The following is a 14,068-nucleotide window of genomic DNA, read 5'->3' as shown; positions in this document are numbered from 1 at the left end:
GTATAGTCCGCCTCCGCATTGCGTCGTTAAAAACGCCGTGGCCATGTTGATCGAGGAACAGGAAAATTTGAAATGGCTGAAGCTACGGTACGCAAGATCAACGAGGCTCAAGGAGCGCTTTACCGCGAGGCCCCTAACAATATAGAGGCTGAACAGGCCCTGTTGGGTGCCATTCTCGTCAACAATGACGCGTTTTACCGGGTTTCGGACTTTCTGAAGCCGACCCATTTCAACGAACCGCTACACCGCAAGATCTTCGAAGTCGCTTCCGATATGATTCGCATGGGCAAGATGGCGAATCCGGTGACGCTGAAGACATTCATGCCCGCTGACGCCAAAATCGGCGAAATGACGGTGATGCAATATCTCGCCCGCCTCGCTGCCGAGGCGGTGACAATCATCAACGCCGAAGATTACGGCCGGGCGATCTACGATCTCGCCACGCGCCGGGCTTTGATTACCATCGGCGAAGACATGGTCAACATAGCCTATGATGCGCCGGTTGACGTGGCGCCGCAGGGCCAGATCGAAGATGCGGAACGACGGCTGTTCGAACTCGCAGAAACCGGCCGCTACGACGGCGGGTTCCAGACATTTACCGATGCGGTCAAAACGGCCGTCGACATGGCCAACGCGGCGTTTATGCGCGACGGGCACTTGTCCGGTATTTCGACTGGCATTCGCGCGCTCGATGCGCGCATGGGCGGCCTCCAGCCCTCCGACTTGATCGTGCTTGCGGGCCGTCCCGGCATGGGGAAAACCTCGCTTGCGACCAACATCGCATTCAACATTGCCGCAGCCTACGAACCCGAACAATTGGCGGACGGTACGTTCAAGGCCAAGAATGGCGGGGTCGTCGGCTTCTTCTCGCTCGAAATGTCGTCGGAACAGCTGGCCACGCGTATCATTTCCGAGCAATCGGAGATCAGTTCGTCGAAAATCCGTCGCGGTGAAATCAGTGAAGCCGACTTCGAAAAGCTGGTTGCGTGTTCGCAGCACATGCAGAAAGTGCCGCTTTATATCGATCAGACCGGCGGTATTTCGATTGCCCAGCTCGCAGCGCGAGCGCGCCGGCTGAAGCGCCAGCGCGGGCTCGACGTTCTGGTCATCGACTATATTCAGCTCATGCAAGGGTCGTCAAAGCGCGCGTCGGAAAACCGCGTACAGGAAATTACCGAAATCACCACGGGTCTGAAAGCGCTTGGCAAGGAATTGAACACGCCGATCATCGCCCTGTCCCAGCTGTCTCGTCAGGTGGAAAGCCGCGAAGACAAGCACCCGCAACTTTCCGACTTGCGTGAATCCGGTTCGATCGAGCAGGACGCGGACGTTGTGCTGTTCGTTTACCGCGACGAATATTACATCAAAAACAAGGAACCGAAGCCCGGTACAGAAGAGCATTTCAAATGGCAGGCCGATCTCAACGAGGCTACGGGCAAGGCGGAAGTCATCGTTGCCAAGCAACGTCACGGCCCGACAGGCACGGTAAGACTGGCGTTCCAGGCGGAATTTACCCGCTTTACCGACCTTGCCGAAGATTCGCATCTTCCTGAACGGTTTGAGTGAACCTTTGACTGCCAAAAAGCCTCAAACCATCACGACCGGTGCAGATCCTCGACTAGCCGGAGGGCGGTTAACAGTCGATCTCGATGTGCTTGCCGCCAATTGGCTGTTCCTCGCCGAAAAATCGAAGCCTGCGGAGGCCAGTGCCGTCGTCAAGGCCGACGCCTACGGCCTCGGCATTGTACATGTCGTACCGGTGTTGTGGCAGGCTGGATGCCGAACGTTCTTTGTCGCGCTGGCCGAGGAAGGTCTGCGGGTAAAAGCTGTCGCGCCTGATGCGCGGGTGTTTGTGCTCAACGGGTTTTTTGCCGAAGCATTCGGAGCCTATGGCCAATCGGATCTCATTCCTGTTCTTGGCTCGGTCCATGAACTCGATTTGTGGAAGCGCCTGAATGCGCGTCGGAAGGAAAAACTTCCCTTTGCACTGCATGTGGACACCGGTATGAACCGTCTCGGCCTCACCCTGGAGGAAGCACTGGTTTTCGCGGCTGATATGCGGGGCCAAAAACCGGTTCTACTGATGACGCATCTTGCCACGGCTGACGATCAGGCGCATGGGTTGAACCTAAAGCAAATTGAATCATTTCAAAAACTTCGCGGGGCTTTTGCAGGAATTGAATCAAGTATAGCAAATTCCCCGGGCATTTTTCACACACGTATAGGTGAATATGAACTCAGCCGCCCCGGCGTTGCCATGTATGGCGGCGAACCATTTTCGGCCACCGCCAATCCCATGCGCCCAGTCGTGACACTGGAAGCCCGGATCGTACAGATTCGTACGGGGGCGAAGGGCGAAACCGTAGGTTACGGCGCTACCACGACGCTTAAACGCGACACGCGTATTGCGGTTTGCTCGGTAGGCTATGCGGATGGCTATCTCCGTTCCGCATCGGGCAGCGGTGTGCCGTTGCGCGGCGCCGTACCCAACGGCGGCGAAGGCTTTGTTGCCGGGAGCAAAGTTCCGATTATTGGTCGCGTCACCATGGATCTTACATCGTTCGATGTCACCGATCTTCCAGTGGATGCGGTCAGCCCAGGGGACTACATTGAACTCTTTGGCCGAAATATTGCGTTGGACGACGCTGCCCGCGCCGCCGGAACGATCGGATATGAGTTGCTTACCAGCCTTGGTACTCGCTATCACCGGCGCTATCTCAAATCCGAAAGTAATTGATGGCAAAGCCAAGAATTCAATTTATCTGTCAGAACTGCGGTGCAGTGCACACCCGCTGGGCGGGCAAGTGCGATGAGTGCGGCGAGTGGAACACGCTTGTCGAGGAAGGTACGGCTGGCGGCATTGGTAGCGGGCCAGGCAAGCTATCATCGCGTAAAGGTCGCGCAGTAGCGCTGACCACGCTTTCCGGCGAAATCGAGGATGCACCGCGCATCCAGTCAGGAATCGGCGAACTGGATCGTGTGACCGGTGGAGGTTTTGTCCGCGGTTCGGCGATTCTCATCGGCGGCGATCCCGGCATCGGTAAATCCACATTGCTGACGCAGGCTGCTGCTGCCCTCGCCCGCCAGGGCCACCGCGTCGTTTACGTTTCGGGTGAAGAGGCAGTGGCGCAAATCAGGCTGCGCGCGCAGCGATTGCACGCTGCCGATACCGACGTGCTGCTCGCGGCCGAAACCAATGTCGAAGATATTTTGGCGACCATCTCCGATTCGAAGCGGCCAGATTTGATCATTATCGATTCGATCCAGACATTGTGGACAGACGCCGCCGATTCTGCCCCCGGCACAGTGACGCAGGTGCGAGCCGGCGCTCAAGCCATGATCCGCTATGCCAAACAGACCGGCGCAGCAGTTGTTCTCGTAGGGCACGTGACGAAGGAGGGTCAGATCGCAGGGCCTCGCGTGATCGAGCACATGGTCGATGCCGTACTCTATTTCGAAGGCGAAGGCGGCCACCATTACCGCATCTTGAGGACCGTGAAGAACCGTTTTGGTCCAACAGACGAGATCGGCGTGTTCGAAATGTCAGACAAGGGATTGCGCGAAGTCGCCAATCCTTCCGAGCTTTTCCTGGGTGAACGCAATGAAAAGTCGCCGGGAGCTGCGGTTTTTGCAGGCATGGAAGGCACTCGGCCGATACTCGTCGAAATCCAGGCTCTGGTTGCACCCTCGACGCTTGGCACGCCGCGCCGCGCGGTTGTCGGGTGGGATGGAAACCGGCTGTCGATGATTCTCGCCGTACTCGAAGCGCATTGCGGCGTAAGGTTCGGTCAGCACGACGTTTATCTGAATGTGGCCGGCGGATATCGAATAACCGAGCCGGCAGCAGACCTTGCAGTTGCATCTGCGCTGGTTTCCTCAATTGCCGGTATTGCCCTTCCCGCAGATTGCGTCTATTTCGGCGAAGTCAGTTTATCTGGTGCGGTTCGCCCGGTGGCGCATGCTGTGCAGAGGCTGAAGGAGGCAGATAAGCTTGGGTTCAAGCAGGCTGTTCTTCCCAAGGGAAGCAACGACGTGGCAAAGAACGGCAATGCTCGTCTGACAGAAACCGCTTCGCTGCCGGACCTAGTGGCCCGGATTGCGGCATCTGGACCTGACAAGAGACAACGCGACGACTGACCAGATAGTATCGGCCAGACTGAATATGGGGATGAACTTAAATGCCAATAACGTTGCTTGACGGAATTCTATTGGGCATCACTCTCGTTTCGGCGGTTTTGGCCATGGTGCGCGGCTTTTCGCGCGAAGTTTTGTCGGTAGTTTCCTGGGCAGCTGCAGCCGCAGCTGCATATCTCTTCTATAAGCCGGTCATTCCCTTCCTTACGCCCTATATCAGCAATGATACAATTGCCCAGATCGCAGCGGCTGGCCTCGTCTTCGTCGTTACGTTGATTGTCGTGTCGATCATTACAATGAAGATTGCCGATTTCATCATCGACAGCCGTATCGGCGCACTCGATCGTACGCTGGGTTTCCTTTTCGGCGCAGCGCGAGGCATTCTTCTCGTCGTTGTCGCCATGCTGTTCTTCAATTGGCTTGTTCCCGAGAACCAGCCGGCATGGGTTGGTCAGGCAAAATCCAAGCCGATGATCGATCAGCTGGGTACAAAATTGATCAGCCTGTTGCCGGAAGACCCGGAATCAACCATCCTCAACCGCCTGAAGCCCGGTACGACAGCGGCGCCGGATGCAGCACCCGACGGCACCACGACAACACCGGAGCCCAAGGAAGACATTCCGCCGGAAGGGTCAACAAACCAGCCTTGATGCAGTTTAGAGGCTCTAAGAACACAACTGCGTCAATATTGGCATTTATCAGGCCTTGGCGTTTACTTGGTAATGCTCCATATACGTGGCATAATGCGAAATAGGCACAATTGACTCGATCCCCGATTATCTTGGCCAAGGTAATCTTGGGGCGGAAGGGCTGGCGGCAATGACCGACATTTCTCGTAACGATAATCAATTGATGTCCCTGGATGACGACACACTGCATGAAGAGTGCGGTGTGTTTGGCATTTTGGGGCATCCCGACGCCGCGACCCTGACCGCGCTCGGGCTGCACGCCCTGCAGCATCGCGGCCAGGAAGCAGCCGGTATCGTCTCCTATGACGGGAAACAGTTTTGTTCGGAACGCCGCATGGGTCTCGTCGGAGACCACTACACCAATCCGGCAACCCTTGCACAACTGCCCGGCGACCGGGCGATCGGCCATGTACGCTATTCGACCACCGGCGATACGGTTCTGCGCAACGTGCAGCCGCTTCTGGCCGAACTCGAAGTCGGCGGCATCGCCATTGCCCACAATGGCAATTTCACCAACGGCCTCACACTGCGCCGCCAGCTGATTGCCGATGGCGCCATCTGCCAGTCCAATTCCGATACCGAAGTCGTGCTGCACCTTATCGCCCGTTCACGCCACGCCTCATCCAGCGATCGCTTCATCGACGCGATCCGCCAGATGGAAGGCGGTTATGCGATGCTCGCCCTCACCCGCACCAAGCTCATCGCCGCGCGTGACCCGATCGGCATTCGCCCGCTCGTGATGGGCGAACTCGACGGCAAGCCGATTTTCGCTTCCGAAACCTGTGCGCTTGACATTATCGGTGCGAAATTCGTCCGCGATATCGAGAATGGCGAAGTAGTGGTCTGCGAAATTCAGACAGATGGGTCGATCAGCATAGATACTTACAAGCCGCAGAATCCAAAGCGCGAACGGCTTTGCCTGTTTGAATACGTTTACTTCGCCCGTCCGGACTCGGTCGTTGGCGGACGCAATGTCTACACTGCCCGCAAGAACATGGGCATCAATCTCGCCAAGGAAGCGCCGCTTGAGGCCGATGTGGTGGTTCCAGTTCCCGATGGCGGCACTCCGGCAGCCATTGGCTTTGCCCAGGCAAGCGGCATTCCCTTCGAGCTTGGCATCATCCGCAATCATTATGTCGGCCGTACATTCATCGAGCCAACCCAGTCGATCCGCGCCTTCGGCGTAAAGTTGAAGCATTCGGCCAATCGTGCCGTCATCGAAGGCAAGCGCGTTGTACTTGTGGATGATTCCATCGTGCGCGGTACCACTTCGGTCAAGATCGTGCAGATGATCCGTGACGCCGGTGCGCTCGAGGTGCATATCCGCGTTGCCAGTCCCATGATCTTCCATCCGGATTTCTACGGCATCGACACACCCGACGCGGACAAGCTGCTGGCCAACCAGTATGCGGACCTTGCTGCGATGTGCGACTACATCGGAGCCGATTCCCTGGCATTCCTGTCGATCGACGGGCTTTACAAGGCTGTCAGCGGGGCTCCCCGCGATCCGCGCTCGCCGCTGTTCACTGATCACTATTTCACTGGCGATTATCCGACGCGGCTTCTCGACAAGGATGGGGCGAGTAACGTTCGCCAGTTCTCGCTTCTCGCAAATAACGGTTGAGTTCACTTTATGATTTCTGACGGCAGTTTTCGGCTGGACGGCAAGCTTGCGCTCGTCACCGGCGCATCCCGTGGCATTGGCTATTCTCTCTCCAAAGAACTCGCAGCCCGCGGCGCTCACGTCATTGCCGTTGCCCGTACTGTGGGCGGGCTCGAGGAACTCGACGACGAGATCAAGGCAGCTGGCGGAACTGCAACGCTAGTTCCCCTAGACTTGACTGACATGCCCGCCATCGACCGGCTGGGCGGTTCCATCCATGAGCGCTGGGGCAAGCTTGATATCATGGTTGCCAATGCGGGCATTCTCGGAACGATTTCACCAATCGGACATGTGGAGGCGAAAGTCTTTGACCGGTTGATGGCAATCAATGTCACGAGTGTCTGGCGCCTGATCCGCACCACCGATCCCCTCTTGAAGCTGTCTGACGCCGGGCGCGCCATCCTGCTATCGTCAAGCGTCGCACATGCTGCTCGCGCCTATTGGGGACCCTACGCCGCCTCCAAGGCTGCAGTGGAAGTGATGGCACGGACCTGGGCCGAGGAATCGCAACAGACGCGCCTGCGGATCAATTCCGTCGACCCCGGCGCAACCCGGACCGCCATGCGCGCACAGGCTATGCCGGGCGAAGATCCTGAGACCTTGCCCACGCCGGCGGAAGTCGCCGCAAAGATTATCCTGCTTTGCGATCCAGCTTTGGATGTGACCGGCAAGCTCTACGACGCGCGCGCCGACAAATTGCTGAGCTACAACGACCCAAGCTAACCAACGAGGCGGATGATCTTTGCTGTTTTCTCGTCGGTTTCTAAAGCGCGAGAGCGCCACGCCTTCGGGCTCATGCCGGTCACACGCAGGAACTCGCGATTGAAATTCGACTTGGTCTGAAAGCCGGCTTCGAACATGATCCGCGTGATCGGTTCGTCTGTGTCGGCGAGCGAGCGGCAAGCTTCCCTCACCCTGTAATCATTCACATATTGCGAGACACTCATCGATTTGACGCGGTTGACTGCGCTCGACACTTGCCGGACCGATAGGCCCATCTTCCGGGCAAGCCGGTTGAGATTGAGATCGACATCACGATAGAGCGTGCGCGATTGCATCAGATCGTCGAGAGAGGCTGCTATTTGCGTATCCTCAGCACTTGGTTGGCTTGTGCTCTCGTTATCGTCGACCTCAACGTCAGCCGGTGACTGGTTGGTACCCGCCACAGTTGCCGCTGTACCCAAAACCAGCAATGCAAGCACGTTGCCAATGGCAACAATCTGGCCGGAATGAATGCCGCCGGACCGCGCGAAGTCCAGGCTGATAATGATATCGATGACGGCCGAGGCAGCGATGGCGAAAGCTGTCACCTGCAAGGCGCGATGTGAGTTGACAACGCCATCGAGGCGCGACGAGGCAAGAGCATCGGGACCTGCCGATGCCAGCCATATAAGCGCAATTCCATAGCCCGCAAAGATCAGAATGAGCAAGAGAGAGATTGGTGCGGGCCAGAACGCGACCAGTGCCGCCACAAGCAATGGCGGAAGTGCGTGCAGCCACAATAGAGGCCGCTCTAAGGGAGATCGCCCGGTACGCAGGCCTTCGAAGCTGAGCCAGGCCAGCGATGCGATAGCGGCCGCGAGCACAGCCTGGACCGGCAACACTTCCTTAAGGTCGTAGCCCCAACGCAAACCAATGACGATTGATTGCAGCGCATAGGCAGCGATCAAGCCAAAGAAAAACGGATTCAAAACAGTCACTTCCCGCCGTCTGATCATCTGGATCAGAAGGATGAAGAGTAGCAATGCAACGACAAAGGGCAACGGAACAAAGATCATCGTCAAGACCACGGTAATTCGGAACGTTACTATGTCCTCAATTGCGATCGCGGACGACCTGAAATGCAATCGAGGTCGAAAATACCGACACTATCCCACTTCCTGAGGCAGCGCTGACGATGGCGCTGAATCTCAGGAGAACACGATGCCCGGTTTTTTCGCTTCATTGATATTACTTTTGACAACACTCACACCCGTTGCGGCAAGTGCCGAACCGAGCAAGCCGCTCGACAACATCAAAACGGTCGCCATAACGGGCGAGGCAAGCCGCGTCGAGTTCACCACCACGGACACGCAGCCCTACGCAGCAACTATCTCCGGCAACAGATCGAGCTGGTTTTCGAACTGGTATTCAAGCTGGTTTTCAAACGCTTGCGAGACAGATACGACAACGGAAGTGAAAGATCAGACATTGCTGATCCACGTTGCGGAATCGCCTCTGATAAGCCTTTCCGATTGCGAAGTGCGCATTAACGTCAATCTGCCGAAGAACAGCGATATCAACATCCAGCAACAAGCGCTTTACGCAAAATTGTCTGGCGACTATCGCGGCATCACCATCAGCAGCAATGCCGCCGATTTCTCTCTGGACGGCTATGCATCAAGCCTCGACATAAAAGGCGATGCAGTGCGCAGCGACATGCGGTTCGACCGGACAAACAACAGCGAGACGATCCGGCTGGATTCGCATGCCTTGGACGCCAGCTTCAGCTTCGTCAAGGATACTACCATCAGCTACGAGATTGATGCCAAGGCCTCCTTCATCGACAGCAAGCGCGAAAGCACGCCCGGGGCAAAGCCGTCAATCGAGATCAAGAGCGAGTATGTCCGCGCCACCATCCGGTAACGCCTTCAACCATCATCAACAACATCCAAATGAGGGATCAATTATGAAAATTCTCAAGCTCGCAGCAGTCCTTCCTATTGCCGCTTTTAGCACGTTTCAACCGGCGCACGCCGCAGGTCTCACATTCATCGAGGTGCCTTCCAACGATCGCGGACCCGTTCTGACGGCTACCGTCTGGTATCCATGTGTTGGCAAGCCGGCAAGGGTAGAAATGGGCTTCGACTATTCGACAGCTGTGCAGGACTGTCCACTCGCAGGTGAACAACTTCCGCTCATCGTGATCTCGCATGGTGTAGGAGGTTGGTCTGGCAACTATCATGCACTTGCTGAAATGCTTGCCGATGGAGGATTTGTAGTCGCGGCCATCAATCATCCACGGGATAGCGGCGCATCGAAAACGAGATATCCGAACGATATAGCCTCTATGACCCAGCGCCCTGTCGATATGACAAGGCTGGTCGATTTCATGCTGGACCGCTGGTCAAACGCATCGCAGATCGATACGGCGCGAATCGGCGTTTTCGGCTTTTCAAGAGGCGGCTTCACTGGCCTCGCCATGATTGGCGGCAACCCCGACTGGAAATTGCTGCTTGATAATTGCCCGACCTATCCGGGAAACCGCTTTTGCGAACAAATTCGCAGCACCGCAATTGCTCCTTTAGTCGGTGATCCACGGATCAAAGCTGCAGTATTGGTTGACCCCGCAGGCGGTAGCCTATTTACCGCCGAGGGCCTGGGCAAAGTGACGGTTCCAGTCCAGTTATGGGCATCCGAATATGGTGGAGACGGTCTATCACCCAAAGATGCCGCAACGGTTGCGCATAACCTGCCCGCCAAGCCAGACTATCGCATCGTGCCGAACTCTGGCCATTTCTCTTTTCTTCCACCTTGCAGCCAGGAATTCGCGAAACTCGTGGCCAATTCCGGCGAGCCTGAGCTGTGTACCGACAGGACAGGCTTTGATCGCGTGGCTTTCCACAAGCAGTTCAACGCAGATATCCTGGCCTTCTTCCGCAAAAATCTGATCGAAACCGACCAGTGAAACCCGCATGGTTCCGAAATCAGGATATGGATTCGGAACCAGCACTTTCAGCATTTGCCAAAGCGGCGCGATCTGCTGCTTCGTAGCGCTTCCAAGCACGCGCACTGAACGGCAGCGTTAGGAAGAAGCAGATCGTGGTCAGCGTCAATGTTTCCCAAGTGTAGCTCATCAGAAAGGCGACATAGAGAACAATGAACAGAAACGAGGGCATGACCCAGTCCGAACGCAACCTCGTTCCTGCCGCCTTACCACTGTACACGGGCAATCGACTGATCATCAGGACTGCAACACCAACGGTATAAGCGGAGGCGGCGAAGGCGATTGCACGTGTGGGCGCAAGACCAAGGAAGCCGAGATAAACCGGCAGCATCACAAGCATCGCGCCTGCCGGTGCTGGTACGCCCGTGAAAAAATGGTTCTGCCAGAGCGGTTTCCCAACCACATCGAGCATAACATTGAAACGGGCAAGGCGCAGACAGCAGGCTATGCAGTATAACAACGCGGCGATCCATCCAAACGAACGCGCCTGATCCAGCATGTAAGCGTAGAGAACCAGAGCCGGAGCGACACCGAAATTGACGATGTCGGCCAGCGAATCCATCTGTGCGCCGAATTTCGTGGAGCCCTTCATCATACGGGCGAGGCGTCCGTCGATCCCGTCGAGAAATGCCGCCAGGAGCACCATGGACACTGCCAGTTCGTAACGATTCTCGAAGGCCAGCCTGATGCCCGTCAGCCCCGCGCAGATGGCAAGAACTGTAATCACATTAGGCGCGAGATAGCGCAACGGGATTCGCCGACCAACAGGGCCTGTAGTCTGCGGCTTCTCGTCAAACAATGGATCGATTTCGGTCTCGGTCATCCGTCCTGCCCTCAACTGATCCGCACCAGCGGAGCGCTCGCCGCGCCACCGAATTCGGCAATGACGGATTCGCCGCCGACCGCAGTCTGGCCGATTGCGACGCGCGGCGTAAAGCCCTGCGGCAGATAAACATCGACGCGCGAGCCAAAGCGGATGAGACCGAACCGCTCGCCAATCGAAATGGCAGTGTTTTCGTCCGCCCAGCAGACAATGCGGCGCGCCACAAGCCCGGCAATCTGCACAACGGCGATCTCACCATTAGGGCTGTCAATCAAAAGGCCGTTACGCTCATTCTCAGTGCTGGCCTTGTCGAGGTCGGCATTGAGAAACTTGCCTGGCTTGTGCACGATCGCCGTTATCCGGCCGCGCACCGGGGCGCGGTTGATGTGACAAGAAAAGACGTTCATGAACACGGATATCCGGGTCATCTCCTTGTCGCCAAGGCCAAGCTCGCGTGGCGGGATAGCGGGCCCCACAGCCGAGACGATACCATCTGCCGGACTGATGACCAGCTTGTCATCCGTCGGGGTAACACGCTGCGGATCACGATAGAAGTAAATGCACCACGCAGTAAGGATGAGACCGATCCAGAACAGCGGTTCCCAAAAATAGCCGAGAACAATCGTCGCTCCGGCAAAACCAGCGATGAAAGGATACCCCTCCCGATGGATAGGTACCAAGGTGTTGCGTATGGAATCCACAAGACTCATTAATTTATTCCTGTTGTGCCGGTAGCTCGTACTCTCTGAAACGGCGAGCGCTTCAGGCAGGTCGCGCGTTACTTATCGGAGATTGGCAGCAGGAGCAAACCATTCAAGCGGGCATAGCGGGCTTTCCACGTACGATGACGCCAAGGTCGTCTTCCTCTTGCACGCGGCGCAAACGCTCCTCAGCTTCCGTGGCCTCGCGCTGACGATTCCACATGGAGGCATAGAGGCCCCTCCTCGCCAGAAGTTTCGCGTGGGTGCCGCGCTCCGCGATCACTCCATCCTTCAGGACAATGATGTCATCAGCCGCGATGATAGTTGAAAGCCGATGGGCGATAACCAGTGTCGTGCGATTGCGACTGACAAGGTCAAGCGCGGACTGAATCTCATGCTCGGTGGCGCTATCGAGCGCCGAAGTCGCCTCATCCAGGATCAGGATAGGCGGAGCTTTCAAAATCGTCCTTGCAATCGCCACGCGCTGCTTTTCGCCGCCGGAAAGCTTGAGTCCGCGCTCTCCCACCATGGCGTCATAGCCTTCGGGCAACGTTTCAATGAAAGGTCCTATCTGTGCAAGCTCCGCCGCATTGCGCATCTCGGCCTCCGTGGCAGTGATGCGTCCGTAGCGGATATTGTAGGCGATGGTATCGTTGAAAAGGACGGTATCCTGCGGAACCATGCCGATAGCCGATCGCAAGCTGTCCTGCGTCACGTCACGGATGTCCTGGCCATCGATGGTGATCGAGCCGTTCTGGATGTCGTAAAAGCGGAACAGCAGGCGCGACAGGGTTGACTTGCCCGCACCGGACGGCCCCACAATTGCTACGGTCTTGCCTGCGGGAACCTCAAAGCTGACGCCTTTCAGGATCGGGCGCTTCGGATCATAGGCGAACTCAACGTTGTCGAAACGCACGGCCCCGCGGTCGATCACCAGCGGCTTGGCATCCGGCCTGTCCATCACTTCCTGCTCGACATCGAGCAGGTCGAACATCTGCTCGATATCCGTTAGACCCTGACGCACTTCGCGATAAATAAAGCCGATAAAGTTCAGCGGGACGGACAACTGCATCAGCATTGCATTAATGAAGACAAAATCACCCAATGTCTGCGTACCCGCAATCACCTCCCTGCCCGACATGATCATCATGACCGCCATGCCGATGCCGAAAATCACCGCCTGTCCAAAGTTGAGCCAGCCAAGCGACGTCCAGATGCGTGTCGCCGAAATCTCGTAGCGCGCCATGGCAGCATCAAAACGACCGGCCTCCATATTCTCATTGCCGAAATATTTGACAGTTTCATAGTTGAGCAGCGAGTCGATTGCCTTGGAGTTGGCGTCCGTGTCGGAGGCGTTCATGTCCCGGCGAATGCCGATGCGCCAGTCACTGGCTCTTACTGTGAACCATGTGTAGAGCCACACGGTTGCCACTACGACCGCCAAATAGGACATTCCATAAGTCACGGCGAAAATCACCGCGGTCATCAGAAACTCGATGATCGTCGGCGCCGTATTCAGGATGGTGAAGCGAACGATGGTCTCGATGCCCTTCGTTCCGCGTTCGATGATGCGCGAAAGACCACCCGTTCGGCGCTCCACGTGGAAGCGCAGCGACAATTCGTGCATATGTACAAAGGTCTTATAGGCAAGCTTTCGTACGGCATATTGGCCGACGCTGGCGAAAAGTGCATCGCGCAGCTGGTTTAAACCCGCCTGCACGATACGCGCTGCATTATAGGCTGCCACGAGCATGAGCGGACCGACGAGAAGTGCCGGCACCAGATCAGATGCCTCGAATTTCCCGTTCAAGGCATTTGTCGCCCATTTGAAAAAATAAGGAACCAGGATCAGAACCACCTTGGAGATGATCAGATACACAGAAGCCCAGACGACCCGCATTCTTAAATCAGGGCGTTCCATCGGCCACATATAGGGCCAGAGATTACGAATGGTCTGAAGGGTTTTTCCAGACTCGTCTGAGACGGTTTTATTGGCCACTGTCAATCCTTGAAGGCAATTTCGAGCTCGGGCAACGCTTGCGTTTCCCCGATGATTGTTTCTGGCGAACAGCAAAGGCTGGCCATGTCGTTCACGAGTGCGGCTATACTGGCAAACGCTGCCGGATCGATGCTGTAATGAGAGCTCTGGCCGGACCGCTTGTAGCGGACAAGACCGGCATCGACGAGAATCTTCAAATGCTGCGATACGGTCGACTGTGCCAGATCAAGCCCGGCGACAATATCCTTGCAACACGAAGCATCAAGCCACGCGAGCTGGCGGATAATGCGCAAGCGCGCTGGATGTGCCAACGCGGCGAGCATGCGCGCTGTATTTGCATCAGAATGATGTTG

General features: G+C 56.6%; 13 protein-coding genes. 8 read left to right on the top strand and 5 right to left on the bottom strand.

Annotation, left to right across the window (positions count from 1 at the left end):
* The first annotated feature begins 72 nt into the window (after positions 1-72).
* The 6 genes from C7476_RS06670 (at position 73) to C7476_RS06645 (ending at position 7,209) form a co-directional block, all read left to right on the top strand.
* Positions 73-1,566, top strand: coding sequence for a replicative DNA helicase (locus C7476_RS06670; RefSeq protein ID WP_114429126.1), 1,494 nt, complete (start codon positions 73-75; stop codon positions 1,564-1,566).
* A 4-nt stretch (positions 1,567-1,570) separates the two neighbouring features.
* Positions 1,571-2,737 (top strand): alanine racemase, encoded by a 1,167-nt coding sequence (gene alr, locus C7476_RS06665; protein ID WP_114429438.1) that lies wholly within the window; start codon positions 1,571-1,573, stop codon positions 2,735-2,737.
* The gene (gene radA / locus C7476_RS06660; protein ID WP_112527853.1) at positions 2,737-4,137 is read left to right on the top strand and encodes a DNA repair protein RadA; all 1,401 of its coding nucleotides are present in this window, start codon (positions 2,737-2,739) and stop codon (positions 4,135-4,137) included. Before alr ends, radA begins: the two co-directional genes overlap by 1 nt.
* A 41-nt stretch (positions 4,138-4,178) precedes the next feature.
* Positions 4,179-4,784 (top strand): CvpA family protein, encoded by a 606-nt coding sequence (locus tag C7476_RS06655; RefSeq protein ID WP_112527851.1) that lies wholly within the window; start codon positions 4,179-4,181, stop codon positions 4,782-4,784.
* Positions 4,785-4,986: 202 nt separating this feature from the next.
* Entirely contained in the window at positions 4,987-6,447 is a 1,461-nt protein-coding gene (gene purF, locus C7476_RS06650; RefSeq protein WP_483466855.1) for an amidophosphoribosyltransferase, read from the top strand.
* 9 nt (positions 6,448-6,456) lie between these two features.
* The gene (locus C7476_RS06645; RefSeq protein ID WP_114429124.1) at positions 6,457-7,209 is read left to right on the top strand and encodes an SDR family NAD(P)-dependent oxidoreductase; all 753 of its coding nucleotides are present in this window, start codon (positions 6,457-6,459) and stop codon (positions 7,207-7,209) included.
* Here C7476_RS06645 and C7476_RS06640 read toward each other — a convergent pair.
* Positions 7,206-8,264, bottom strand: coding sequence for a helix-turn-helix domain-containing protein (locus C7476_RS06640; RefSeq protein WP_114429123.1), 1,059 nt, complete (start codon positions 8,262-8,264; stop codon positions 7,206-7,208). The two genes, C7476_RS06645 and C7476_RS06640, sit on opposite strands and share 4 nt — an antisense overlap.
* A gap of 145 nt (positions 8,265-8,409) precedes the next feature.
* Between C7476_RS06640 and C7476_RS06635 the strand changes: the two genes are divergently transcribed.
* Both C7476_RS06635 and C7476_RS06630 read left to right on the top strand, forming a co-directional pair.
* Positions 8,410-9,111 carry a hypothetical protein gene (locus C7476_RS06635; protein WP_114429122.1) on the top strand — a complete coding sequence of 234 codons (702 nt, stop codon included), beginning with the start codon at positions 8,410-8,412 and terminating at the stop codon, positions 9,109-9,111.
* A 43-nt stretch (positions 9,112-9,154) separates the two neighbouring features.
* A complete protein-coding gene (locus tag C7476_RS06630) occupies positions 9,155-10,153 on the top strand; it encodes an alpha/beta hydrolase family protein (protein ID WP_114429121.1) in 999 nt (332 codons plus the stop codon).
* 19 nt (positions 10,154-10,172) lie between these two features.
* On the opposite strand, the gene C7476_RS06625 is transcribed toward C7476_RS06630, so the two are convergent.
* The 4 genes from C7476_RS06625 to C7476_RS06610 are packed head-to-tail and all read right to left on the bottom strand — an operon-like array spanning position 10,173 to position 14,038.
* Complete coding sequence (locus C7476_RS06625; protein WP_114429120.1) at positions 10,173-11,015, bottom strand: CDP-alcohol phosphatidyltransferase family protein; 843 nt, start codon at positions 11,013-11,015, stop codon at positions 10,173-10,175.
* Between the two features lie 11 nt (positions 11,016-11,026).
* Positions 11,027-11,785, bottom strand: a complete 759-nt coding sequence (locus C7476_RS06620; protein ID WP_281032684.1) for a phosphatidylserine decarboxylase — start codon at positions 11,783-11,785, stop codon at positions 11,027-11,029.
* A gap of 43 nt (positions 11,786-11,828) precedes the next feature.
* Positions 11,829-13,715, bottom strand: a complete 1,887-nt coding sequence (locus C7476_RS06615; RefSeq protein WP_114429118.1) for an ABCB family ABC transporter ATP-binding protein/permease — start codon at positions 13,713-13,715, stop codon at positions 11,829-11,831.
* A 2-nt stretch (positions 13,716-13,717) separates the two neighbouring features.
* Positions 13,718-14,038, bottom strand: a complete 321-nt coding sequence (locus C7476_RS06610) for an ArsR/SmtB family transcription factor (RefSeq protein WP_245426186.1) — start codon at positions 14,036-14,038, stop codon at positions 13,718-13,720.
* Positions 14,039-14,068: the final 30 nt, after the last annotated feature.

Origin of the sequence: Phyllobacterium bourgognense, assembly GCF_003337575.1 — a bacterium.
Classification (GTDB): Bacteria; Pseudomonadota; Alphaproteobacteria; order Rhizobiales; family Rhizobiaceae; genus Phyllobacterium; species Phyllobacterium bourgognense.
This window is presented reverse-complemented; position numbering and strand designations above follow the sequence as displayed.